Source organism: Streptomyces sp. NPDC001700 (assembly GCF_053596435.1).
Map to the genome: position 1 here is coordinate 77,581 of NZ_JBSFGE010000009.1, position 24,304 is coordinate 101,884.

18 protein-coding genes are annotated in these 24,304 nt (G+C 72.7%); 9 read left to right on the plus strand and 9 right to left on the minus strand.

The genetic code is table 11. The features are described from left to right. Nucleotides 1-825: 825 nt before the first annotated feature. From ACWC5C_RS18745 to ACWC5C_RS18755, 3 genes are all read right to left on the minus strand, one after another. Nucleotides 826-2,265, minus strand: coding sequence for a dihydrolipoyl dehydrogenase family protein (locus ACWC5C_RS18745; protein ID WP_450876550.1), 1,440 nt, complete (start codon nucleotides 2,263-2,265; stop codon nucleotides 826-828). A gap of 164 nt (nucleotides 2,266-2,429) precedes the next feature. Beyond that, a complete protein-coding gene (locus ACWC5C_RS18750; RefSeq protein ID WP_450876552.1) occupies nucleotides 2,430-2,792 on the minus strand; it encodes an ASCH domain-containing protein in 363 nt (120 codons plus the stop codon). Nucleotides 2,793-2,810: 18 nt separating this feature from the next. After that, on the minus strand, nucleotides 2,811-4,115 hold the full coding sequence (locus ACWC5C_RS18755) for a tetratricopeptide repeat protein (RefSeq protein WP_450876554.1): 1,305 nt from the start codon (nucleotides 4,113-4,115) through the stop codon (nucleotides 2,811-2,813). Nucleotides 4,116-4,715: 600 nt separating this feature from the next. On the opposite strand from ACWC5C_RS18755, the gene ACWC5C_RS18760 reads away from it, so the two are divergent. The 6 genes from ACWC5C_RS18760 (at nucleotide 4,716) to alaS (ending at nucleotide 11,208) form a co-directional block, all read left to right on the plus strand. Beyond that, nucleotides 4,716-5,552, plus strand: a complete 837-nt coding sequence (locus ACWC5C_RS18760; protein WP_450876556.1) for an aspartyl/asparaginyl beta-hydroxylase domain-containing protein — start codon at nucleotides 4,716-4,718, stop codon at nucleotides 5,550-5,552. A 56-nt stretch (nucleotides 5,553-5,608) separates the two neighbouring features. Continuing rightward, the gene (locus ACWC5C_RS18765; RefSeq protein WP_450876558.1) at nucleotides 5,609-6,505 is read left to right on the plus strand and encodes a nucleotidyltransferase domain-containing protein; all 897 of its coding nucleotides are present in this window, start codon (nucleotides 5,609-5,611) and stop codon (nucleotides 6,503-6,505) included. After that, nucleotides 6,502-7,095, plus strand: coding sequence for an SLOG cluster 4 domain-containing protein (locus tag ACWC5C_RS18770; protein WP_450876560.1), 594 nt, complete (start codon nucleotides 6,502-6,504; stop codon nucleotides 7,093-7,095). Before ACWC5C_RS18765 ends, ACWC5C_RS18770 begins: the two co-directional genes overlap by 4 nt. Beyond that, nucleotides 7,092-7,634 carry an orotate phosphoribosyltransferase gene (locus tag ACWC5C_RS18775; protein WP_450876562.1) on the plus strand — a complete coding sequence of 181 codons (543 nt, stop codon included), beginning with the start codon at nucleotides 7,092-7,094 and terminating at the stop codon, nucleotides 7,632-7,634. The genes ACWC5C_RS18770 and ACWC5C_RS18775 overlap by 4 nt, the downstream gene beginning before the upstream one ends. After that, nucleotides 7,631-8,308, plus strand: a complete 678-nt coding sequence (locus ACWC5C_RS18780; RefSeq protein WP_450876564.1) for an HAD family hydrolase — start codon at nucleotides 7,631-7,633, stop codon at nucleotides 8,306-8,308. The genes ACWC5C_RS18775 and ACWC5C_RS18780 overlap by 4 nt, the downstream gene beginning before the upstream one ends. 239 nt (nucleotides 8,309-8,547) lie before the next feature. Continuing rightward, the gene (gene alaS, locus ACWC5C_RS18785) at nucleotides 8,548-11,208 is read left to right on the plus strand and encodes an alanine--tRNA ligase (RefSeq protein WP_450876566.1); all 2,661 of its coding nucleotides are present in this window, start codon (nucleotides 8,548-8,550) and stop codon (nucleotides 11,206-11,208) included. Nucleotides 11,209-11,320: 112 nt separating this feature from the next. Here the strand turns inward: alaS and rsgA are convergent, their stop codons facing one another. Together rsgA and ACWC5C_RS18795 are read right to left on the minus strand one after the other, a co-directional pair. Beyond that, the gene (gene rsgA, locus ACWC5C_RS18790) at nucleotides 11,321-12,412 is read right to left on the minus strand and encodes a ribosome small subunit-dependent GTPase A (RefSeq protein WP_450876568.1); all 1,092 of its coding nucleotides are present in this window, start codon (nucleotides 12,410-12,412) and stop codon (nucleotides 11,321-11,323) included. 204 nt (nucleotides 12,413-12,616) lie between these two features. Beyond that, nucleotides 12,617-13,870: an FAD-dependent monooxygenase gene (locus ACWC5C_RS18795; protein ID WP_450876570.1), complete on the minus strand. Its 1,254-nt coding sequence runs from the start codon at nucleotides 13,868-13,870 to the stop codon at nucleotides 12,617-12,619. Between the two features lie 50 nt (nucleotides 13,871-13,920). Here ACWC5C_RS18795 and ACWC5C_RS18800 point away from each other — a divergent pair, with 50 nt between their 5' ends. Further along, entirely contained in the window at nucleotides 13,921-14,403 is a 483-nt protein-coding gene (locus tag ACWC5C_RS18800) for a MarR family winged helix-turn-helix transcriptional regulator (protein ID WP_450876572.1), read from the plus strand. A 122-nt stretch (nucleotides 14,404-14,525) separates the two neighbouring features. Then, nucleotides 14,526-16,694, plus strand: coding sequence for an ATP-binding protein (locus tag ACWC5C_RS18805; RefSeq protein WP_450876574.1), 2,169 nt, complete (start codon nucleotides 14,526-14,528; stop codon nucleotides 16,692-16,694). On the opposite strand, the gene ACWC5C_RS18810 is transcribed toward ACWC5C_RS18805, so the two are convergent. After that, the gene (locus tag ACWC5C_RS18810; protein ID WP_450876576.1) at nucleotides 16,586-17,206 is read right to left on the minus strand and encodes a transcriptional regulator; all 621 of its coding nucleotides are present in this window, start codon (nucleotides 17,204-17,206) and stop codon (nucleotides 16,586-16,588) included. The two genes, ACWC5C_RS18805 and ACWC5C_RS18810, sit on opposite strands and share 109 nt — an antisense overlap. Beyond that, nucleotides 17,203-18,486 carry a hypothetical protein gene (locus ACWC5C_RS18815; RefSeq protein ID WP_385445046.1) on the minus strand — a complete coding sequence of 428 codons (1,284 nt, stop codon included), beginning with the start codon at nucleotides 18,484-18,486 and terminating at the stop codon, nucleotides 17,203-17,205. Before ACWC5C_RS18815 ends, ACWC5C_RS18810 begins: the two co-directional genes overlap by 4 nt. A 374-nt stretch (nucleotides 18,487-18,860) precedes the next feature. Here ACWC5C_RS18815 and ACWC5C_RS18820 point away from each other — a divergent pair, with 374 nt between their 5' ends. After that, nucleotides 18,861-22,034, plus strand: coding sequence for a BTAD domain-containing putative transcriptional regulator (locus tag ACWC5C_RS18820; protein WP_450876578.1), 3,174 nt, complete (start codon nucleotides 18,861-18,863; stop codon nucleotides 22,032-22,034). Between the two features lie 183 nt (nucleotides 22,035-22,217). On the opposite strand, the gene ACWC5C_RS18825 is transcribed toward ACWC5C_RS18820, so the two are convergent. Together ACWC5C_RS18825 and ACWC5C_RS18830 are read right to left on the minus strand one after the other, a co-directional pair. After that, nucleotides 22,218-22,922, minus strand: coding sequence for a class I SAM-dependent DNA methyltransferase (locus ACWC5C_RS18825; protein WP_450876580.1), 705 nt, complete (start codon nucleotides 22,920-22,922; stop codon nucleotides 22,218-22,220). Between the two features lie 43 nt (nucleotides 22,923-22,965). Continuing rightward, complete coding sequence (locus ACWC5C_RS18830) at nucleotides 22,966-24,234, minus strand: YihY/virulence factor BrkB family protein (RefSeq protein WP_450876582.1); 1,269 nt, start codon at nucleotides 24,232-24,234, stop codon at nucleotides 22,966-22,968. Nucleotides 24,235-24,304: the final 70 nt, after the last annotated feature.

Consider the following 24,304-nt stretch of genomic DNA (forward strand, 5'->3'; position numbering starts at 1 on the left):
GGCCGCCGCGGCGGGCCCGGCATCGGCCCGGGCAGGGTCGTACAACTCCCCCCACCAGTCGTTTTCCTGACGGCGTCGGTCGTCCCCCTGCTGGCTCATCCCCATATTGTCCACAGCGGAGCTTCACGGGAACACCACGCGATTCCCGCCGAGCCTCCCGACGCGACCGCCTCCGGGCGCCCCGAGCCGCCGGACGCCACCCCCACGGAGCGCCGTGGGCCGAGCCGCGAAGGCCGCCCCGGGCGGGGCCTCGGCCACACGCGGGCCCGCGTCCGGACGCCCCCACCCGAGCGAGCGCCCCTCCGCAGCGAAGCCCCAGCCTGCCGCCGAGCGAGCAGCCCTCCGCCACCACAGGCCAGCAACCGACCGCAGCAAGGCTCCGGCTCCCCTGGGCAGGCAGCCCACCGCAGGGCCGAGCGCCCCTCCACGGCAAAGTCCCCCAGCTCACGCAGGCGCGCGCCCCGGGACGGGGCACCGTGAACCAAGCCGCTAAGGGGGCCCGAGCAGGAGCCCGACTGCGGGCGAGGCAGCGTCCAGACGCCCCTTGGGTCGTCTCCGCCAAGTCCCAGTCCCGCTCGCCCCGCAGCGAAGCCCCCACTACCGCCGAACGACCAGCCTCCGCGCCAAAGCCGCCCGGCACAGGGCGCCGTGGGTGTAGTCACGAAGGCCGCCCGAGCAGCACCGCGTCCAGCCACCCTCTGGGGGGCCGCCAAGACCGCCGCGCCCGCGAGGATGGCCCCGCCTCGCGACCGCACGCCGCCCCGGCTACCGCCGAGAGGTGCCCGCGGGCTGGCCCAACCCGACCATGCGGACGCCGCGCCGCTCCTATCCCCGGTACGCCTCCAGCAGCCGCAGCCATACCTCGCTCACCGTGGGGAACGACGGCACCGCGTGCCATAGCCGCTCGATCGGCACCTCACCGGCCACCGCCACCGTCGCCGAGTGCAGCAGTTCCCCCACGCCCGGGCCCACGAACGTCACGCCGATCAGATGGCCCCGGTCCAGGTCGACGACCATGCGGGCGCGGCCGCGGTAGCCGTCCGCGTACAGGGCGGCGCCGGAGAGCTGGCCGAGGTCGTAGTCGACGACCCGGATGCTGCGGCCCGCGGCCTCGGCCTGTTCGGCGGTCAGCCCGACCGCGCCGACCTCCGGGTCGGTGAAGACGACCTGCGGCACCGCCTCGTGGTCCGCGGTGGCCGCGTGGGCGCCCCAGCGGTCGGTCTCCAGGAGCGGTACGCCCTGGGCGCGGGCGCCGATGGCCGCGCCCGCGATCCGCGCCTGGTATTTGCCCTGGTGGGTGAGGAGCGCGCGGTGGTTGACGTCGCCCGCCGCGTACAGCCAGCCGCCCGGCACGTCCCGCACCCGGAGGGTGTCGTCCACGTCCAGCCAGCCGCCGGGCGTGAGCCCGACCGTCTCCAGGCCGAGGCCATCGGTACGCGGCGCGCGCCCGGTGGCGAACAGCACCTCGTCGGCCTCGACGGTCTCCCCGCCGTCCAGCGTGAGCGTCACCGCGCCGTCCGTGCCGTCGCGCCGTACGGCCGTCACGGACGTCCCCGTACGGATCTTCACCCCCGCCTCGGCAAGCGACTCCGCCACCAGCTCGCCAGCGAACGCCTCCATGCGCTCCAGCAGCCCCGAGCCACGGATCAGCATGGTCACCTCGGAGCCGAGGGCGTTCCACGCGGTGGCCATCTCGACGGCCACCACCCCACCGCCCACCACGGCCAGCCGCCGGGGCACCGTGGACGAGCTGGTCGCCTCCCGGCTGGTCCACGGGCGGGCCTCCGCGAGGCCGGGGAGATCCGGCAGCGCGGCCCGGCTGCCGGTGCAGATGGCCACGGCGTGCCGGGCGGTCAGGAAACGCTCCTGCCCGTCCGGCTGGGTGACCGCGATACGGCGCGGCTCGACGAGCCGCCCGTAGCCACGGACCAGGTCGATGCCCGCCGAGTCGAGCCAGCCGACCGCGCCGTCGTCCTTCCAGTTCGAGACGAACGCGTCCCGGTGGGCCAGGACGGCACCCGCGTCCAGCGGCGCGGCCGCCGCCTGCCGCGCCCCGGGCGTACGCCGCGCCTCGGCGCGCGCGATGACCGAGCGCAGCAACGCCTTGCTGGGGACGCAGGCCCAGTACGAGCACTCGCCGCCGACCAGCTCGCTCTCCACGATCGCCGTGGAGAGCCCGGCCGCACGGGCCCGGTCGGCCAGGTTCTCCCCGACCGGACCCGCACCCAGGACAACGACGTCGTACTCATCCGTACCGGAATTCATCGCGACCCGCTCTCTGCCGACAGCCGCCTACCGACCGCCGACGGTGTGCCCGACGTGGGATGACGCTTCCCCCATCCTCCCGTCGAGTCACCCCCAACGGCCACCCGAACCAGACACCCGGCCGCCGAGGTCGTCCCGCGTCCCGTACGGCCCGACGCATACCGTCAGGCGCCCGCCTGGGTGAGGGTGAGGTGGAGAGCGAAGACGCCGAGGGCTTCCTTCTCGGGAGGGTAGATCTCGCGGATCGCGGCGACGAGCTCGTCGTGGCTCATGCCCGGTTCGCCGATCGCGGCCGGGTCCTCGGCGGCCAGCATCGCGGTGAAGGACGCGTACTCCTTCACCGCTGTGACGCGGGTTTCCAGGGACTCCTCCCCGCAGGTGATCCGGAGGGTGTCGCCAGCGTTGATCTTGCGGATTTTGGGATAGCCGACCCGGACCTCGATGGATTTCGCACCGCTGGCGATCAGGTCGAAGTACGGCTTGCGGATATTGAGAGAGTGCTCGGCAGGCTGCTGGGCGCCGGTCACGTCATGCCTCCTTCTGGTTCATGCTCCGGGGGGCTGCGGACAGACCACACCGTGGGCGGCCAGCCGTTCGCGAAGGCCCTCCACGGCCGCCTGGCGGGGATAGCGGCGGGCGAGAAACGCGGTGAGATCACCGGCCCGGTGGCGGACGGAGTCCACGACGCGAGCGGAGTCGAGGGCCTGATGCCCCAGCGCGACGGCGTCGTCGGGGTCTCCGAGCTGGGCATGGGCAAGGGCCAGGTCGATCCGGGCGATGGCCTCCCGGCTCGGTGAGCGGGATGCCTCGGGCGCCGATTCATAGGCCGCTAGCGCGTGTTCGGCATGCTGACGGGCCTGTTCCGCCTGGCCGAGCCAGATGAACGAGGTCGCTGGATACGAGGTGAGGGCGTAGTCGGCCAACGGCAGCACATCGATACCGAAACAGCGGGGCGGGCGGGGCGGCAGAAGATGATAGGCGTCCTTGGCGGCCCGGAAGGCGGTGGTGAAACCGTCCGCGTCACCATCAGCAGCGGCAGCGCGGGCGGCCTGGGCGTGCAGCCGCACGGTCAGCGGATGGGTGGCCGGGGCCTCGGTGAGGCCCTTGAGCGCCGCGTCGCGGGCCTTCTCGGGCCGGTGCTCGTACAGGTTGATGGAGGCGGCGGCGTCCATCGCCCACGCGCACAGCTCACCGTGTCCGGCCTGTCGACCGTGGACGAACGCGTCGGTGGCGAACGCCAGACCGGTGCGGGCGTCCCCGAGGTCATGGGCGAGCCAGGCCAAGAGCTCCGACAGCCACCCGGCGAACGCCAGCAGTTCGCGTTCCTGACGGTGAGTGTGCGGGGACTTGAGCAGGGCGTCGACCTTGCGCCGGTAGTCCATCACCCCGTCGAAGACGACCCTGGGCGGTTTGATCGAGTACGCGTGGTTGAACTCGCCGACCGCGAGGTCGAGGTGGTCCAGGGTTCCCGAGCCGAGCGAGGAGGCCTCAGCCTGCCGGGTGAACTCCATGGCCTCGGCGGCGGCCTGTTCGAGGATCTGTGCGGCGGCAGCCGGGGACGCCATGGCCAGTCCGGCGAATTTCACCGCGTTCCGACGCTTCGTTGCCTCCACCTCCGTGCAGGTACGCGAGCCCTCACCTGCTCGGGCGGGTTCCCCTTCGCAAAGTGTTCCATCCGGACTGTCCCCGTTCCAGGGCGGAGCGATCTCGTCCGCTGCGGGGACGGGTGAGTAGTCGCGGGCGAAGCCCAACTCGACGGGGCCGGTGACGAACAGGCGGCACAGCAGGTCCTGGTAGTCGGCGCTGGGCAGGACGCCCGCCTCCCAGTCCTTCCATGACCGCTCGGACATCCCCACCTTGGCCAAGTGCTCGTCTTCGACAGTCTGGTGGGCGGCAGCAACGGCCTGAACGACGGTCCACCCCCTCGCCAAACGGCGGCACTTGAGGCGGCGGTGCCCGCAGTGTGCCTCGATCTCTGCGGCGATTCCCGCGACCAGGACCGGTGGCACGGGGTCGGGACAGCCTGCTCGGCCCAAGGCACGTTCGCGCAGGGCCTTGCCGCAGGTGATGTCGTGGACTGTCCTCGGTTGCTGCCTTGCCTGGCTTGACACCGGGCTGCCTCCCCGCGGGCACACGGCGGCGCCGGATTGCGCCGCTGATGCTGACCAACGACCTCCTGCCTGTCCGGGCACGCGGTCAAACCTGTGGCGCGGGGGCGGAGTGGCCGCCCACAGCGGGCGGCCGCACCGCCCAGAAGAGGCGGCCGCCTCTCACTACCTGCGGCAACGCGGGCGGATCACTCTGATGTCGGCGCCGCGTCCGGCCGACGGACCCCGATTCCCACGGCTCCCCAACGGTGAGAGCAGGGGAATCCGGCCGGACGCGGAGCCTTCCACCCCTATCCGCATGCCTCGGGCCTTGGCCCTGGGCGGGAGTTCGAGAGGCACGCCATGGAAGAAGCACAGGCAACTGCTGCCCTGTCCGGGCAGATTGTCCAGTTGGAGCGACTAGAAGGGCAGTTGGTCGAGCGGATGCGGCACGAGGCCCTGACCGTCCCTGCGCCTTGGAAGGCCGAGTACGGCGAGTTCCAGTCCGGCGGCTGGTGGACCACGTCGCTGATGAACGCTTCTGGTGACGCCGCCGACGTAAGGATCACCGACGGCGCCGCCAGGCCCACCGCCCTGCTCCAGCACATGCCCGTCACTGCCAGTCTGCTGGCCGGGCTTGGCCTGAACTACATGTGGGTACGGCTTGCCCGGCTGGAGGCGAACGCGTTCCTCTGGGAGCACCGCGACTACGACGAACTCGACCGGGTCGAGCGCCACCGCCTCCACATCCCGCTGCACACCAACTCCTCCGCGTTCCTGGTCACCGGTGGCGCCAAGGTCCACATGGGCGGCGGGCGGGTCTGGCGACTGACCCCGACCTTCGCTCACGGGGTCTGCAACCTCCTCGGTCCGGACCGGATCCACCTGATCGCGGACGTCTACGCGGACGACGCCTACACCCGCCTTGCCCGGCAGGCGGAAGAGCCATCGTCCGCAGAGCGGCTGCCGACCGCGTCGGAAGCGGAGCTGGCCGACCGTCTCGCCGCCGCCCGGCGCCTGGCCGACCTCGGCTACACCGCCGCCGCCGAACAACTGCTGCTGCGGCTGTTCTACTCCTTCGCCCTCCCCGAGGGCACCGCCTACGACCTGATCGTCGACCTGCACACCGCGCTCGGCGACATCGAGGGGAACGAGCGCTGGACGGCCGCGAAGGCCAAGCTCCTCGCCCTCGTCTCATGAAGCCGCCCGCGACTCTCGCTCTCGTCCGCGCCCTCCCCAGCCCGGAAGGACCGTTCATGCCCAACGCTCTGCCCCTGGCTCCGGCCGAACTGCGCCTGGCCGAACTCACCGAGGCCAACCGGCCTGCCCAGCTGCCGCTGCTGACCCGCATCGCCGGGCTGCTGGCCGCCTCCGCGGCGGTCACCCACCTGCTGGTCCGCGGCTCGCTCGCCTCCGGCACCGCCGACCGGCTCTCGGACGTGGACTTCGTCGTCGGCGTCCACGACCAGTACCTGCCCGCCTTCACCTCCGCATTGGACGACCTGATGACGGTCGCGGGCGGGGCCCTGCTGCCCGGCTGGCGTGACACCATCGTCGCGGACCTGAGCGGCATCGGGTTCGTCTTCCTCGTCCAGCACGAGGGCACGCTCCAGCAGGTCGACCTCTACCTCGCGCCCGCCTCCCAGATCACGGACCTGAGGCGGACGGTCGGTGGCAAGGTGCTGCTGGAGAGGCCTCCGGCCGAGATCACCACCTCGCAGATCGAACAGGCCAGGGCCTGTGTCGCCGAGCTGACGGCCCGGCCGAGGTCGTGCACCGAGCTGCTGATCGAGCACCTGGTGCTGGCGGTGCTGCTGCACAAGCGCATCCAGCGCGGGCACCGGTTCGTCGCCTACGCCGAATGGCACATGCTGCACACCGCGACGAAGGACCTGATCAAGACCGCCCTCGCACCGGCCTCACGGTTCTGGGGCTGGTATCAGCTGCGGGAAGAGCTCGCGCTCACACCGATCGGCCGGGCCTGCCTGGCCGACCTGGACGCGGCGGTCACCTCCCCGGCCGTCCCCGAGGCCGCCGATGTCAACGCCGCCCTGGACCGGGTCCTCGTACTCACCGCGCGGGCTTGCCCGAACGCCCTGGACGGCCTCGCGGACGCGATCACCGCCTACCGCACCTACCTGGAGCTGGTGTGAAGCCCCCAGCAGCCGGTCGGGAGGGGGCCCAGGTCCGGCGGTTGACGGCGGTGTTCTTCGGCGGGGTCGTCCCCGCCTCTCCGGATGAGGAACGGCTCGCGGAGGAAGTCGGCATGGCCCTGGCCGACGCCGGGTTCACCCTGCTGCACGGCGGCTACAACGGGCTGATGGAAGCCGCCGCCCGCGGGGCCGGGGCCAAGGGCGGCACGGTCACCGCGGTGACGCTGGCCGACAAGCACGCCGAGTGGGGCGCCTTCAATCCGCACATCACCGACGAGGTCCACCTGCCCGACCTCGGCGCCCGCCTCAACCACTACCTGGACGCGGCGGACCTGGTGGTCGCGATGGGCGGCGGGGTCGGCACCCTGCACGAGCTGACCGCCGCCCTCTACTACGCGGGCAACATCCGCCCCGTCCCCGTCTGGGTCACCGGCCCCACCGCGCTCGGCTTGCTGGTCTTCCTGCTGCGGGAGAGGTGGCTGTTCGAGACGCCCACCCGCCCTCTGGGCTTCCTCAGCCCGATCGCGTCGGCGTCGGCGTTCGCCGCCCGGCTTCACGACCTCACCAGCCGGAAGGAGGCTGACGCATGACCGTCACCACCGCGAGCGCCCTGGCCGCCCGGATCGCCGGGATCGCTTGCGTCCGCGATGCGTTCACCCTGCCTGACGGGCAGGTGCTGGACTCGTACTTCGACGAGTACCGGCTGGCCGCCGACCCGCGACTGCTGCACGATGTCGCCGACGCCCTGGCGGCCCTCGTCCCCGAGGACGCCGAGGTGCTGGCCAGGATCGAGCTGGGCGGCGTCCCGCTGGTCACCGCCCTGTCCGCGGCCACCGGACTACCGGCCGCGTTCCTGCGGCGGCTGCCCAAGCGCTACGGCTCCCGACGGCAGATCGAGGGCACCGGCGTCGAGGGACGACGGGTCGTCCTGGTCGACGACGTGGTCCGCTCCGGCGGGCAGCTGCTGGCCATGACCCGGATACTGCGGGTCGTCGGCGCCCCGGTCGCCGACGCGCTCTGCGTACTGGAGAGGCCGCTCGGCGGACGGCCGCTGCTCCACGAGTACGGCGTCACCCTGCACCCGCTGCTGGCAGACGCCGACCTCCCCACCACCGGGGCGGCGTCGTGACGGGGGCCGTGCTGTTCGACCTGGACGGGGTCCTTCTGGACAGCCGGGAGGCGATGCTGGCCACCCTCGCGGGTGTGGCGACCGCCGCCCTGGGGCGCCGGGTCACCGTCGCCGACCTGCCTCCAGACGCTCTGACGAGCCCCAGGGTCGAGGTGCTGGCCGGGCTCGGCGTCACGGAGCCCGACACGCTCTGCGAGATCTGGTGGGACCCGGCCCTGGCCACCGCCACAGGCACCACCCTGTTTCCCGGGGTGCTGGAAGGGTTGATGGCGATCAAGGACGCCGGGATCGCCACGGGCCTGGTAACCCTGCAGACCCGGACCCGGCTGTCCTGGCTGCTGCCTCCGCCCGTCCTCGCCCTGCTGGATGTCACCGTCTGCCGCGAGGACGCCGAACCGAAACCGGCCCCGGACGGGCTGCTGCTCGCCCTGGGCAAGCTCGGCGCCGCCCCGTCCGAGGCGGTGTTCCTCGGCGACACCACCGGGGACATCGCCGCCGCCCGCGCGGCCGACATCACCCCGCTCGGGGCCGGATGGGGGTATGCCGGACCCACCGCCCTCACAGCGGCCGGGGCCGCAGCCGTCCTGGACGACGCGGCCCGGATCGGGCCCGGACTGCTGGACTTCGCGTCCTGTCCGCCGACCGCCCTCACGGTGTCGACCCGCACACGCTAAGCGATCTTGACCCCGGGCCCGCTACAGTCAGTGGTGCGGCAGACCAGGACAGTCGTTCTTGCGGCCTGCTGCACCACCGATGTGGTCAACGGATCTGGAGTCAAGGTGCGGCCCATGGGGGCGCGAGCTATCCGCGTCGAGCTGGAGAACTGAGAACTCTCTCAGTCCCTGTTCTCGGCCCGGCTCGGCGTGTGATCTCCCCACCACCTTCCACGACTCTTCCGTGAGGCCATGCCGCGATGCGCTCGACGCAGATCCGTCAGACGTTCACCGACTTCTTCACCTCCCGTGGCCACCAGCCGGTCCCGTCCAGCCCGCTCGTTCCGGACGACCCGACCCTGCTGCTGGCGAACGCCGGGATGAACCAGTTCAAGCCCTACTTCCTGGGCGAAACCGCCCCGCCCTTCCCCCGCGCCACCAGCATCCAGAAGTGCGCCCGCACCTCGGACATCGACAACGTCGGCCGCACCAACCGGCACGCCACGTTCTTCGAGATGATGGGCAACTTCTCCTTCGGCGACTACTTCAAGGAAGACGCCATCGCCTTCGCCTGGGAACTCCTCACGCGGGGCTACGGGCTGGAGAAGGACAAGCTCTGGATCACCGTCTTCGAGAACGACGACGAGGCCGAGCACATCTGGCGCCGCATCGGCGTCCCCGCCTCCCGCATCCAGCGCCTCGGCATGGAGGACAACTACTGGTCCATGGGCGTCCCCGGCCCTTGCGGGCCCTGCTCGGAGGTCAACTACGACCGTGGCCCCGCCTTCGGCAAGGAGGGCGGCCCCGCCGTCGACGGCGAACGCTACGTCGAGATCTGGAACCTGGTCTTCATGCAGTTCCAGCGCGGTGAGGGCGACAAGAAGGGCGACTTCCCCATCCTCGGCGAGCTGGCCCGCAAGGGTGTCGACACCGGCCTCGGTCTGGACCGGCTCGCCGCGATCCTCCAGGACGCCCAGAACGTCTGCACCACCGACCTGCTGCTGCCCACCTTCCGCACCGTCCAGGGCCTTGCCGGGAGGGCCTGCCCCGGTGAGGGCGAGGAGAAGGTGTCCTTCCAGGTAGTCACCGAGCACGCCCGCTCCATCGCCTTCCTGATCGCCGACGGTGTCCTGCCCGCCAAGGACGGACACGGCTACGTCCTGCGGCGTCTGATGCGCCGCGCGATCCGGCACGCGCGGCTGCTCGGTATCGACGGGCCCGTGCTGCCCGCCGCGACTGCCAGCGTGATCGGCAACCTCGGCAGCGTCTGGCCGGAGCTGACGGCCCAGGCCGCGTTGATCGAGCAGGTCGTCGCCGCCGAGGAGGAGTCCTTCACCCGCACCCTGGCCCAGGGCACCCGGCTGCTGGACGCGGCCATCAGCCGCACCCGGGGCGGCGGTTCGGCCGCCCTGCCCGGCGAGACCGCCTTCGAGCTGGCCGACACCTACGGCTTCCCCCTTGAGCTGACCGTCGAGGCCGCCCGCGACGCCGGGCTGACCGTTGATGAGGACCGGTTCGCCGCGCTGCTGGACGAGCAGAAGAAGCGGGCGAAGGCCGGTGGCAAGGCCAAGACCGCCGAGGCCCTCAGGAAGATGGACATCTACCGCTCGGTGCTCGCCGAAACCGGCGCCGACGCGCCGTTCCTCGGCTACGAACGCCTCTCGGCCGAGGTCACCGTGCTCGGACTTCTCAAGGACGGCCAGCGAGTCGACTCGGCCGGTGAGGGCGATGCCGTCGAGCTGATCTTCAACCGCTCGCCCTTCTACGCGGAGGCAGGCGGGCAGATCGGGGACACCGGCACCTTCCGCACCGAACACGGCGCCCTGATCGAGATCACCGACACCACATGGGGCCTGGCAGGACTGCGCGTTCACACCGGACGCGTTGTCGAGGGCGAGATCCGACCCGCCGCCGTCGGCGCAGCGTCCGTGGACGCCACCCGCCGATCAGATCTGATGCGCTCGCATTCGGCCACCCACATCCTGCACGCCGTCGTCATGGCCACCCTGGGCGACCACGCCCGCCAGCAGGGCTCACTCGTCGAACCCGACCGGCTCCGATTCGACTTCGCGCACTTCACCGCCCTCACCCCCGACCAACTGGCCCGGATCGAGGCGGCCGTCAACGGCCACGTCCTCGACGACCCGTACGTACGAACCTGGCACGCCGACCGCGCCGAAGCCGAAGCCGCGGGCGCCATCGCGCTGTTCGGAGAGAAGTACGGCGAGCGGGTCCGCATCGTCGACATCGGCGACTTCTCCCGCGAACTCTGCGGCGGAACCCACGTCGCCCACGGCTCCCAGGTCGGCGCCTTCCGCCTGCTCAGCGAGTCCTCGATCGGCTCCAACCTCCGCCGCGTCGAGGCCCTCACCGGCCACGGTGCGCTCCGCCATCTCGACACCGAACGGCGGTTGCTGAACGAACTCGCCGCACTACTCGGCACCCGGCCCTCCGAGGCCCCCGACGCCTTGCGCAAGCGCCTGGACGTCTTCGCGACCGCGCAGGCCAAGCTGGCACAGATGCGGACCGCTGAACTGCGTGCCCAGGCCGCCCGGCTCGCCGACACGGCCCGCCCGACCGGCGGCGGACAACTCGTCGCGCAGAAGATCACCGGTGTCACACCCGATGAGCTGCGACAGCTGGCCGCCGAGACGCTGACCCACCTGCCCGCCGGACCCGCGGTCGTAGTCCTGACTCTGGAACACTCCGGCAAGGCCCTGCTCGTCGCAGCCGTCTCGCCGCACCTGCTCGGCGGCGGCGTTCAGGCTGCGCAGGTCATCAGCCGCGCCGCCACGACGGTCAGCGGCGGAGGTGGCGGCACCGGAGCCCTCGCCAGCGCGGGCGGACGCTATCCCGAACACCTCGACCAGGCCCTCGCAGCCGCGGCCGAGGACGCCACTGCCCTTCTCAGCGGCCAGTAACGCCAGAGACTGATATCGCGGCTCCCCCTGAACAGCCTGCCTGCTGGGGTGGGGTTTTCCTGGCCACACTGGCCCGGAAAACCCCACCCCACCCCACCACCGCCGCGCGGCGTTACGGCTTGCGCTGGGGGCCGCGTTTGCGCTCGGTCATGTGGCGGCCCAGGGCCTGGCGCTGCTTCCATTCGCGGCGCATCTCGGACCGCAGGCGGGCGTCGGTGCGGGCCGCGAGGTAGGCGTTCTCACGGAGCAGCTTGCGGTAGCTGTCCAGCCGCCGGGGCGGCAGCGCGCCGTCCTCGACGGCGGCGAGCACCGCGCACCCCGGTTCGGCCTCGTGCGCGCAGTCGTGGAAGCGGCACTCCTCGGCGTACGCCTCGATCTCGGCGAACGCCTGCGACACCCCGCCCTCCGCGTCCCACAGCCCGACCCCGCGCAGCCCGGGGGTGTCGATGAGCGCGCCGCCCGAGGGGAGGGGCAGCAGGTTGCGGGTGGTCGTGGTGTGGCGGCCCTTGCCGTCGCTGTCGCGGATGGCGCGTACGTCCTGGACGTCCTCGCCCGCGAGGGCGTTGGCCAGGGTGGACTTGCCCGCGCCCGACTGGCCGAGGAGGACGGCGGTCCCGGCCGCGAGCAGCGCGCCGAGCACGTCCATCCCGTCCCCGGTGGTGGCGCTCACCGCCAGGACCTCGACCCCGGGCGCGGCGGTCCGGGTGTCGGTGACGAGATGCGCCAGGGTGCCTGGATCGGCCACGAGGTCCGCCTTGGTGAGGACCACCACCGGCTGTGCCCCGCTCTCCCAGGCGAGCGCCACGAACCGCTCCACCCGCCCGAGGTCCAGTTCGGCGGCGAGCGATACGGCGATCACGGCGTGGTCGACGTTGGCGGCCAGCACCTGGCCGTCGGAGCGCTTGGAGGAGGTCGAGCGGACCACCTGCGTACGGCGCGGCAGCAGCGCCCGTACGTAACGCGGCTCGCCCGCGTCGGCGCCGTCCACGGCGGCCCAGTCGCCGGTGCACACGACCTTCATCGGGTCGCGCGGAACGACGAACTCCGTGTCGGCGCGGACGGTGCCGTCGGGCGTCACCACATCGCACAGGCCACGGTCCACCCGCACCACCCGGCCGGGGATCAGCCCCTGCCGGGCGTACGGGACGAACTCGGCCTCCCAGCGGTGGTCCCAGCCGTAGGCGTCGAAAAGTGCGTTGCTCAAGCTCAAGGGAAAGCCCTTCGAAGGGCGGTCCCCGGCGCGATAGGGACATCGCGAAAACCGCGAAGCGTCAGCCGGAGACCACGGAGGTGAAGTGGATGAACTTCTGGTTGCGGGCAGCGCCCAGCACAGAGACAGCCATCGGTCACACCTCCCGTTTCTCTCGTCCTCACGAGCGTTCTCGACGCGAACGAGGAGACCGTACCCCTATCCCGGGACGCGGCTCCACCGATTTTCCTCGTACGCGTAACCGGGCAGTGTGAGCGCGGAGTTGGCGCTCCGGGCCTTGCGCCGGGCCAGGCCGGACAGCCCCGTCCGGGCCAGCAGCGGCGCCGCGCGCAGCGCCTGGTTCCGCAGCCACAGGCCGTGGGCCGTGCGTGGTACGAGGGTGGCGCCGCCGCCGTCGGCGATGGCCTGGTTCTGGGCGACGAACGCCCGGATGCCGCGCTCGTAGGCGGCGAACGCGGCGGTGTGGCCGGTGCGGGTGGTGCGGGTGGCCAGCTCCCCCGCGAGGACGTACGCGCCGACCAGGGCGATGCTCGACCCCTGCCCCGACAGGAAGGAGGGCGCGTACGCGGCGTCGCCGACGAGGGCGACCCGGCCGTGCGACCACCGGGGCATCCGGATCTGGCTGACGACGTCGAAGAAGAGATCGTCGGCCGTCCGCATGGCCTCGACCATCCGGGGCGTCTCCCACCGGCCGTCGGCGAAGACCGAGGCGACGAGGTCGCGCTGGGCGGCGGGGTCGGTGAAGGCGTCGAAGGGCGGGGTGTCCCGGGTGAAGGTGAGGAACCCGTGCAGCGGGCCGTCGTCGGTGGGCGCGTAGAGGATCGCCGCCCTGCCCGGGGTGTTGCAGGCCACGCCCTCGCGCGCGAGCCCCAGCCGGTTGGGCATGGTGAACCCGGCGAAGCAGTAGCCGAGGTAGCGGTGGTACCGCTCCTCGGGACCGAAGACGAGACCTCGGGTGTGCGAGTGCAGTCCGTCCGCGCCGATCACGAGGTCGAAGGTGCGCCGCGCACCACCGCGGAAGGTGACGTCCACGCCGTCGCCCGTCTCGTCGAGCGTGCCGATGGAGTCGCCGAACAGGAACTCGACGTCGTCCCGCACCGCGCCGTAGAGCGCCGCGGCCAGCTCCCCGCGCGGCAGCTCCACATCCCGGCCCTCCACGCCGCCGGTCAGCACCTCCGGCTTCAGCGACGCCACCGGCTTCCCCGCGCCGTTGACGAAGGTGAGGGCGCGGGTGTTGAGGTGCGCGGCCAGGATCCGGTCCCACATCCCCATCCGCCGGATCACCCCCAGCGCCGTGCCACGGATGTCGATGGGGTACCCGCCCCCGCGCACCGCGTCCGCCTTCTCCACGACCGTGACCTCGAAGCCGTACCGGTGAAGCCAGTAGGCCAGGGTGGGGCCCGCGATGCTGGCGCCGGAGATCAGGATCTTCCGCTTCGGTAGTTTCCTCATTGCCGCACCTCCCGCACCAAACTATATACCTAAGTTAGGTAATCAATCGCATGGATGACGACGACCTGCTCGCAGAGCTGCTCCCCCGGCTGACCCAGCTCAGCAACGTGCTGAACCGCGGCCGCATGTTCGAGCAGGCCGCCACGGCCGCCGGAATCTCGCTTGAGCGACCGGCGGTGGCGGTGCTCAGCATCCTCAAGATGGCCGGTCAGCCCCTGCGGATCGGCGAGATCGCCGACCGCATGCAGGTGGCGGGCCCCCATGCCACCCGCCAGGTCCAGGGCCTCGAACAGCGCGGCCTGGTCCACCGCATCGCCGACCCCCACGACCAGCGCGCCCGCCTGATCGACCTCACCCCGGAGGGCGCGTCGACCGCCGACCGCTACATGCGCACCGTGCTCGGCTGGTTCACGGACGCCCTCGCCCACTGGCCCGCCCAGGACCGCCAGGACCTCGGCCGCCTCCTCGGCCGCATGGTCGACGACCTCTCGGCCCACCTGTCCGCCACCGACGACACCCGTGGACAAGCTTGACGCTGCGGCGCGGCGGGCATCGATCGGTCGAGACCACGAACAGTCATTCCGAATTGCCACGGAGGCATATGACAGAGGCATTTTGCACGTAACCTCATCACGAGAAGTGCGGAGGGGGACGGGTGCAGGGGCAACCGCGCGGTGACCACAACGAGTTGAGCGGGACGGTGCACGGCGGGGCCGTGCAGGCGGGGGCGGTGTACGGGGGGATTCACATCCGGGCCGGGGATACCGGCGAAGGGCAACGGGCGCACGTACCGTGGCAGTTGCCGCCGTCGGTGCGGATCACCGACCGGACGGCGGAGCTGCGGACGCTGGAGGGGCACCGGGAGCGGGCGGCCGCGGAGGGGTACGGGACGCTGGCGGCGGTCAGCGGGCTGGGCGGGGTCGGGAAGACGGCGGTGGCGCTCGCGTGGCTGCACGGGCTGCGCGAGCGGTTTCCGGACGGGCAGCTCTACGCCCACCTCGGCGCCCAGTCGGCGGCCGGGGCCGTATCGCCCGAAGAGGTGGTGGGGCGGTTTCTGCGGGCGCTGGGGGTGCCGACCGGGCAGATACCCACGGCGCCCGCCGAGCGGGTGGCGCTGTACCGGTCGCTGACCACGGACCGGCGGCTGGTCGTGCTGCTGGATGACGCCGCGACCGCCGCGCAGGTCCGCCCGCTGCTGCCGGGCGGCCCGAACGTGACGGCCGTGACCAGCCGGTGGCGGATGCCGGGGCTGACGGTCGACGGGTGCTACGCGGTGCATCTCGACCCGCTGGCCACGGACGCGGCGGTCGAGCTGCTGCGGGTCACGCTCGCCGACGACCGGGTGGCCGCGCAGCCCGCCGAGGCGCGGGCCCTGGTCGAGCTGTGCGCCGGGCTGCCGCTGGCGGTGCGGGTGGCCGGGGCCCGGCTCGCGGCGCGGCCGCGACGGCACATCACGACGATGGTGCGCGCCCTGACCGAAGAGCGCGGCCGGCTGGAGGCGTTGGCCATCGAAGGGGACCACAACGTACGGGCCGCTCTGGACCTGTCGTACCAGGGGCTGCGGGACGAGGCCGCCCGGCTGTACCGGCGCCTCAGCCTGCATCCGGGCCCCGAGTTCGGGAGCGCGGTGGCGGACGCGGCGCTGGGCGGCGGCCGGGACGCGACCGGGCCGCTGGATCTGCTGTACGACGCGAACCTGCTCATCGACGCCGGGGACGAACGCTACCGCTTCCACGACCTCGTACGACTGCACGCCGCCGAGAAGGCGGAGGCGGACGAGGCCCCGGAGGAGCGGGCGGCGGCGCTGCGCCGCATCGCCCACCACTATCTGGCCACCGCCACGCGCGCCGAGGCGATCGTCGATCCGCAGCATCGGACACTCGACCGGGATTCCGACGCGACAGATCCCGTCATCGCGGACTTCGGGGAGGGCGGCGACGCGGCGCTCGACTGGCTGGAGAGCGAACTGCCCAATCTGATGGCGGTGATCCGCGTCGCCCGCCCCGCCGGTTTCCCGGCCGTCGCCTGGCAGCTCGCCGACGCCCTGTGGCCGCTGTTCCTGCGCCGGAAGTTCTACGAGGACTGGCGGGCCGCCCACCGCGAAGGGCTGCTCGCGGCGGAGGAGCTGGCGGACCCGGTCGCGCAGTGCCGGATGCTGACCTCCGGCGGGATGGGCGAGCTGGGGATGGGCGGCCACGAACGGGCCCTGGAGATGTTCGAGCGCGCGGCGCGGACGTTCCACGCGAGCGGCAACGCGCTCGGCCAGGCCCGTACGCTCAACTACCAGGGCCTGGCCCATCAGCGGCTGGGCCGCCTGGACCGGGCGGCCGAGCTGTTCGCCCGGGCCGCCGCGGAGTTACCCACGGTCGGCGACGCGCGGGCCGGTGGGCTGGCCCGGCTCAACCTCGCCGACATCGCCCTGGAGCGGGAGCGGTGGGAGCAGGCGGTGGCGGACGCCGACGCCGCGCACACCACGCTCGACGAGGCGGGCGACGCGTACAACGCCGCCCGCGCGGCCACCCTGCTCGGCCGAGCGCACCTCGGCCGGGACCGGCACGGCCTCGCGGAGGAGTGGCTGTCGGCGGCGCTCGCCACCCTGCGCGGCATGGCCGCGCACTATGAGACGGCGCGTGCCGTGGAGAGCCTGGCCACGCTCGCCGAGCGGCGTGGCCAGACGGAACTGGCCCGGGAGCGCTACGAGGAGGCGCTGGGCCTCTACTCGGCTGTGGGCCGTTCGAAGTCGGCCCACGCCGAGGCCGTACGCGCCCGGCTCGGGCGTCTGGACACCCCGGAGACCGGCGGGACGGAGGACACGGCGGGCTGACGCCACACCAGCCGCATCGGCGTCGCCCCCAGCTCCTCGGCCGGGAGCCCGGCCACCAGCCAGGTGTGGGCCACCGAGGCCCACACCGCCCAGGGCGGCCGGGCCGCCGGGCGCCGGGCGCGCAGCGTCAGCGCGAGCCCGTCCGGGCCCAGCCGCATCCAGAGGCGGTGCCCCCGGTGCACCGCCACCACCAGGGCACCGGGGTGCCGGGCGGCCAGCGCGGCGGTCTGCCGGTGCGGCGGCGACACCCCGGCGTCGACCCCCACGTCAGCCCCCGCCAGCAGCACATCCGCCAGCGAGGCCAGCGAGGCCAGCGAGGAGAGCGAGGACACCGGCGCGGGCAGCAGGACGCGCAGGTGCTCATCCACGGTCCGGCGGACCCGCACACCGCTCCCCGGCCGCAGCAGCACGACGTGGACGCGGCCCGTCACCACCCCGCACGCGGGCTCGGTCACCACGGCGGTCACCGGAGACACCGAGGTCACCGGAGACGCCAGCGCAACCGGCGTCATGACACGGCCCCCGGCCGCATACCGCCCGGCGCCACGCTGCCCGGCTCGTCGTACGGCACCGTGAACGGCAGCCGCGCGGGCTCGGTGGTCGGCCGCCCGGCGGGGGCGCGCAGCCGCAGCTTGCGGTAGAGGAGCGCGCGCATCTTGCGGGCGAACCGGCCCGGCTCCGAGGTGATCCGGGCCGCCACCCGCTGGTGGCGCTGCGCGCGGTACGTCGCCGAGCTGCGCTTGAACTGCTCCCGCAGCGGGCGGTCCCCGTGCAACCGGGGCGCGAACGAGCCCAGTTCGGCCAGCGGCGAGCCGGGGTCGACATCGGCGTCGGGCAGGGTGGCCATCAGGACGGGCACCCCGGTCATCGAGCCGTAGAGGGTGACCGAGCCGTGGTCGCCCACGATGTAGTCCGCCGCGACGAGCGCCCCCGTCCAGTCGGCGTAATGGCTGAGCACGGTGAGCCCGGAGCGGCCGAGCCGGGCGAGCCAGCTGCGCACCTGCCACTCGCCGTGGCCGTTCCACACGTGCGGATGCAGCAGCGCGGCGACCCGGAACTCCTCGCGCGGCAGCTCCTCCACCAGCCGCTCCAGGACCTCAAGTGTGCGCCCCAGCAGGGAGTTCGGCCCCCAGGTGGAGCAGGCGAGCACGAGCCGCTGCCGGGGCCTGGCGCCCAGCGCCTCCCGGTACAGGGCGCGGGCGGGCAGGCTCGCGGTGATGCGGTCGAAGCACGGGTCGCCGACCACCTCCGCGACCGGCAGCGCCTCGGGGCACTCCCGGCCCAGCCGGGCCAGCTCCTCCTGGTGCGCCAGGACGATGGCCTCGGGCACCACGGCCCCGTCCCGGACCAGCCGCTGCCTGCTGAGCCCGTAGACGCTGCGCTGCGCCGCCACCGCGCGCCCCCGCCGCCGTCCGGGCACGATCTTGTTGTGTCCGGCGCCGTGCGGCAGCACGATGACGGGCGCGTGGAGTTCGTGCAGGCCGCCGTGGCCCGCGGCCAGCGCCAGGTCGAACGGTGTCTGCACCGCCTGGCTCCAGGGCAGCACCAGCCCCCGCAGCCCGTCCAGGAACGCGGCGACGCCGTTGCTGAACACATCGGGCGCCGCCGTGAAGAACACCTGTACCCGCACGTCGCCCTCCAGCAGCCGGATGGCGTCCAGCAGCCGCTGTCCGGCGGTCACCGTGTGCACCACGGCCAGGACCCTCCGGCGTATCTCCCGGGTGGCCCAGTACTCGACGTCCGGACGCACCGGCACATGGCGTGGGTGAGCTTCCAGCATGGTCACGCTCATCGGTTCGACTTCCCCCGGTCTTCCCTTCGGGCTCCCGGCGCGTGCCGTGCGCCCGATTCCGGTCGGCGACCCGGTCGGCCGCCGGAGGAGGGGGTGCCCTGGGGACTGGATGCGGGGGTTGCAGATTTCCTGCACGCCGCCTGCGGTGCCGAACGAGCTGATCACAGGGTCAAGGACGTGCGCCCGCCACGCACCCGTGCGCCTCTGTCCGCAACCCCCGACTTCACGGCAAAAGTGAAGTGAGTGCCGTACGAACGTGCGCGGGCCGCCGGAACGGCGGGAAGAAGCACACCCATCGGGGGCCGTCGGTGAAACTTCTTGCTCTGGGACCCCTCGAACTATGGCATCGCGAGCGCCGCCACACGCTCGGCTCGGTGAAAGAGCGCTGTGTGCTCGCCGTGCTGGTCCACGCCCGTGGCGAGCCGGTCACCGCGGACACGCTGATGGAGCGGGTCTGGGACGGTGAGCCGCCGCCGAGCGGCCTGGACACGCTGCAGAGCTATCTGTCCCGGATTCGCGGACGGCTCGGCGAGGCCATCGGGGACCGGGCCGGGGTCGAGCGGCCGTCCCCCCGGCTGTACCGGCTGCGGGCCGCTCCGGAGGACATCGATCTGCTGTGCTTCCAGCGGCTGCGCAACGAGGCGGGCGCGGCGGGAGCGCGCGGCGAGCGGGAACGGGCCGTGGGGCTGCTGCGGGCCGCCGAGGAGCTGTGGCGGGGCGAGCCGCTGACGGAGTTCACCGGGGCCTGGGCGGCGGCGGCCCGCACCCGGCTGGTCGAGGACCACCGGCGGGTACGGGAGCAACGCATCCGGCTGCAGCTGGAGTTGGGGCAGCACGCGGATCTCATCGGCGAGCTGCGCGAGCTGGCCGCGCAGAACCCGTACGCCCAGAAGGTGATCGCCTCCCTGATGCTGGCGCTCTACCGCTGCGGACGGGACGACGAGGCGCTCATGGTCTACCGGGACACCCGGCGGCTGCTGCGCAAGGAGCAGGGCATCGAACCCGGGGCGGAACTGCGCGAACTGCATCAGCGCATCCTCGATCAGGACCGTGCGCTGATGGACGCCGACAGCCCGGCAGCGCCCCCGCTGGCGCCCCCCATGGCGCCCCACGCGCCGCCCCCGGCGGTGCGCGAGCCCGGCAACACCCTTCCGCGTGACGTCCGGGAGTTCACCGGGCGGACGAGCGAACTGCGCATCCTGCTGGCCGCCTGTGCCGCCACCCCGGCCACCACGACCGCCGGGGACGACGGGGACGATGGGGACGACGGGGACGACGGCTGGCTGCCCCTCACCCTCATCCACGGCATGCCCGGCGTCGGCAAGACGGCGCTCGCCATACGCGCCGCGAACGGGCTGAGCGGCGCGTATCCGGCCGGGCAGTTCTACGTGGACCTCCACGCCTACGGCGGACAGCAGCCCTGCGACCCCGCCGAGGCGCTCGCGGTCCTGCTGCACGCGTCCGGCGCGCCCGGCCCGCTCCCCGACTCGCTCGACCAGCGCGCGGCCCGGTGGCGGGCCTGGACCGCGCGCCACCGGGTGCTCGTCATCCTCGACAACGCCCGGGACGCCGCCCAGGTCGGCCCGCTGCTGCCGGGCTCCCCCGACTGCCGCGCGATCGTCACCAGCCGCAACCGGCTGGTCGGGCTGAACGGCGCCACCTCGCTCCATCTGGACGTCCTCTCCGAAGCGGAGGCCATCGCGCTCTTCACCCGGATCGCGGGCCCCGCCCGGCTCGCCGCCGCCCCGTCCGCCTCCGACGCCGAGGCGCTGCGGCAGGTGGTGGCCGCGTGCGGCTGCCACCCCCTTGCCGTCCAGTTGCTCGCCAGCCGCTTCCGGCACCGGGACGCCTGGGATCTGCACCATCTCCTCGACCTGCTGGCGGAGGCCACCGACCCGCTGGACGAGTTCGACCCCGCGGTGGCCTCGGCCTTCCAGCTCTCGTACGCCGAACTCAGCGCCCCCGCCCAGCGGTTGTTCCGCAGGCTCGCCCTGCACACCGGCCCCGACATCACCCTCCGCGCGGCCACCGCGCTCGCCGGAACGGGCCCCGCGCGGATCCGGCGGGTGGTCGAAGAGCTGCTGGACAGCCATCTGCTGGAGGAATCCGTGCAGGACCGCTACCGGTTCCACGACCTCGGCCGCGCGTTCGGCCTCCAGATATGCGCCCGGGAGGAGCCCGAATCCGCCCGCCACGAGGCCGTCGAGCGGCTGCTCGGCTACCACCTCACCGCCGCGCACCGCGCCGACCGCCTCGTCCATCCGCACCGTCGGCCCCCGCCGCCCGGTCCGCTCCAGGAGTCCCCGTACGCGCCCGAGTTCGCCGACGCCGACGAGGCGGTCGTGTGGCTCACCCTCGAACGGGCCAACCTGCTGGCCGCGGCCCGCACCGCGCCCGGCCGGTCCCCTTCGTACGCCGCCCTCTTCCCGCACATCCTCGCCAACGCGCTGAAGACCTGGGGGACATGGGACATCGCCACCGAGCTGTACGGCGCCGCCCTGACCGTCCTGCGCACCCGCGACGACCGGCCCGCCCTCGCCAGAACCCTGGTGGAACGCGCGGAGGTGCTGGCCCAGAAGCGCCACGACGAGGCCCAGGGCTGCGCCACCGAAGCCCTGATCCTCTTCCGTGGCCTCGGCGACCCGCACGGCTGCGCCGACGCGCTCCTCCAGTCCGGGCGCGCCCATCTCGCCGCGGGCCACGGCGAAACGGCCCTGCGGGTCCTGGACCGGGCCATCGCACGCTACCGGCAGGTCGGCGACCGAGGCGGGGAGGCGGACTGCCTCAACATCCAGGGCGCGGCGCTGCACTTCGCGGGCCGGTACGGCGAGGCGCTGGAGCGGGTACGGGTCATGCTCAGCGTCCACGAAGCGCTCGGCAACCTCCCCGGGCAGGCCAAGGCGCTCAACAACCTGGGCGAGCTGCAGTTCCTCCAAGGGCGCTACGACGACGCCCGCGAACACTACGAACGCTCCCTCGTCCTCGTGCGGCAGTTCGGCGGCCGTCAGGAGCTGGCCATCCTCGACACCAACCTCGGCGCCGTCCACCAGGCCACCGGGAACACCGCCCTGGCGCTGCGGTGTTTCCGGCGCGCCCTGGAGAGCCACCGGGCGGGCGGGGACACCCTCGGCGAGGCGAACGTGCTGATCAGCATGGGGACCGCGTACGCCGAAAGCGGCCGCACGGACGAGGCGTTGCGCCACTTCGCCCTGGCGGAGCGGGCGGCCCGCAGCATCGACAACGCGTACGAACGGCAGCGGGCGCTCATCGGCACGGCCGACGCCCACCACCGCTCGGGCCACCTCGCCACCGCCACGGAGGTCTACCGGCAGGCGCTGGCCCTGGCCGAGGACACCGGCTTCCCGCTCGGCCGCGCCCACGCGCTCGCGGGCCTGGCCCGCACCGCGCTGTCCGCCGCCGACGAGGAGAGCGCCCGCCACCACGGCGGGCGGGCGATCACCCTGTACGAGCGCCTGGGAGCGGGCGCCGAGGCGGAGCGGTTGCGGGCGCTTCTCGGCTCACCACATCCACTGCGAGGGTGCGGCTGAAGCCGCCGACGCAAGTGTCATGACGAATACGACTGCGGTAGCCATGACGACGGAAACGCGCCTTGCACTGCTCACAAGACCCCTCTGCGGGAGCGGAGTTACGGGGACAGGACACCCTTGATCACCAAGCGCGCCTGACCATACACCCCGATTGCAGTAGTCCCGAAGCGGCATATGCCCAGGTCAAGTGCCCTTCCGCCACACCATCGCCACCGACACCGGGTGGTGGCGGAATCGCTCCCACTTCGGCTTGACCGCGAGCCAGCGCTCGTCCACCACGCCCTCCCGCATCTCGGCGAGTGTCCAGCCCGCGCCCAGGCCCGCCGTGATGTGTTCGCTGAGCAAGTGGACATGGGTGCTGATGGCCACCGACTCACCGGTGTCGCTGGTGAAGTGGGTCGGCATGCCCGTCGTCATGATGAAGTGCGGGTGGAACGCCACCACCACGCACGCCGCGCCGGGCTCCGCGATGCGCCAGGCCTCGTCGTAGAACGGGCGCAGCTCGGGCAGGTGTTCGTCGATGAGCGAGGCGATGACCAGGTCGTACGCGCCCGTGTCGAGGCCGGTGGCGCGGACGTCGCCTTCGGTGAGGCGGTCGTGGGCGCCACGTGCGCGGGCGCGGGCGAGCATCTCAGGGGTGAGGTCGACGCCGTCGATGGTGGCGGCCACCCCGTTGCGGCGCAGCCAGGCGGCGGTGCGGCCGGTGCCGCAGCCGAGGTCGGCGGCGCGGCGGACGGAGGGCCAGCGGGGTTCGGTGAGGTCGTCGAGGAGGGCGAGGTCCATCACGTCCTCGACGGTCTGCTCGTAGGTCTCGACCCACTGTCCATAGCCGGTGGCGACGTCGACCATGCGGTATCCGCGGGTGTCGAAGTCGGAGAAGTGAACCATGCGCCGAAGTATCGGCGACCGCCGATACGGGGCGCGACGGGTTTTACACCGGGGGTGCCCCGTCCCGCGTGGCGCCGTCCTCCGCGGCGCTGACCTCGGGGTGGCGGGGTTCCGGGTGCCTGGCCTCGGAGTTCCGCACCTCGGCGGGCTGGGGCTCGGGGGACTTGGGGTCGGGGGACTTGGGGTCGGGAGCCTCCGCCCGCTTCGGCTCGCGCTTGCCGGGGTGGTGCAGCCGACTCCGTATGTCCGCGTGGGGCAGGAACTGGGCCCAGCGCTCGGGGAACTCCGACGGCGGGCTGATCTCGGCGGAGCCGTCGTCGGCCGTGCGCTGGTCCCGGGCGCGCTCGAAGGCGGCCTGTTCCCGGGTCCAGGCCGCCCGCTGGGCGCGGCCCGCGGCGGTGGCCACCGAGGGCCACACCCGGTCGATCGCGGCGTTGACGGCCGCGCCGACGAGCACGGCGAAGGCGGACACACCGATCCACAGCAGGACGGCGACGGGCGCCGCCAGCGAGCCGTAGATCGTCGGGCCCTCCACGGTGTGGATGAGGTAGAGCCGCAGAAAGAAGCTGCCGAGCACCCACATGGTGAGCGCCACGAGCGCCCCCGGGATGTCCTCCCGCCACGCCGAGCGCACCGGCACCGACACGTGGTACAGCGTGGTGAGGAAGGCGACGGACAGCAGGATCACGGTGGGCCAGTACAGGAACCGTACGAGGGTGGCGCTGGACGGCACCAGGTCCACGAAGGTCTCCGGGCCGATGACCATCAGCGGCAGCGCCACCGCCCCGATGATGAGGGCCACCAGGTAGAGGAGGAAGGCGAGCAGCCGGGTCTGGACGATCCCGCGGCGCCCCTCCAGCCCGTACATGATGGTGATGGTGTCCACGAACACGTTCACCGCGCGCGAGCCGGACCACAGCGCGATGCCGAAGCCCAGCGAGATGACGTCGGGGCGGCCGCCCTCGATGACGTCGTCCAGGAGCGGCCGGGCGATCTCCTTGACGCCCTGGTCGGAGAGCACGGTGCCCGACGCGTCGAGGATGTTCTGCCGGATGGTGGCGACCGTGCCGGTGTCGGTCCACGCGTCGAAGTAGCCGAGCAGCCCGATGAGGCCGAGCAGCAGCGGCGGCAGCGACAGCAGGGTGAAGAAGGCGGCCTCGGCGGCGAGGCCGGTGACCCGGTACTCCATGCAGGAGTTGATGGTGTCCTTGAGAAGCAGCCAGGCCATCCTGCGCTTGGACACATTGCGGTACATGGCGCGGGCCTTGTTCAGCCGCCCGGACGGCTTGGGGATGTCTTCTGCTGGCTGCACGCCCCAACCGTATCCGTCACGTACGGCGCGGCCTGCACGCTCACCGGCTCACACGGCCGGAACGCGTCGG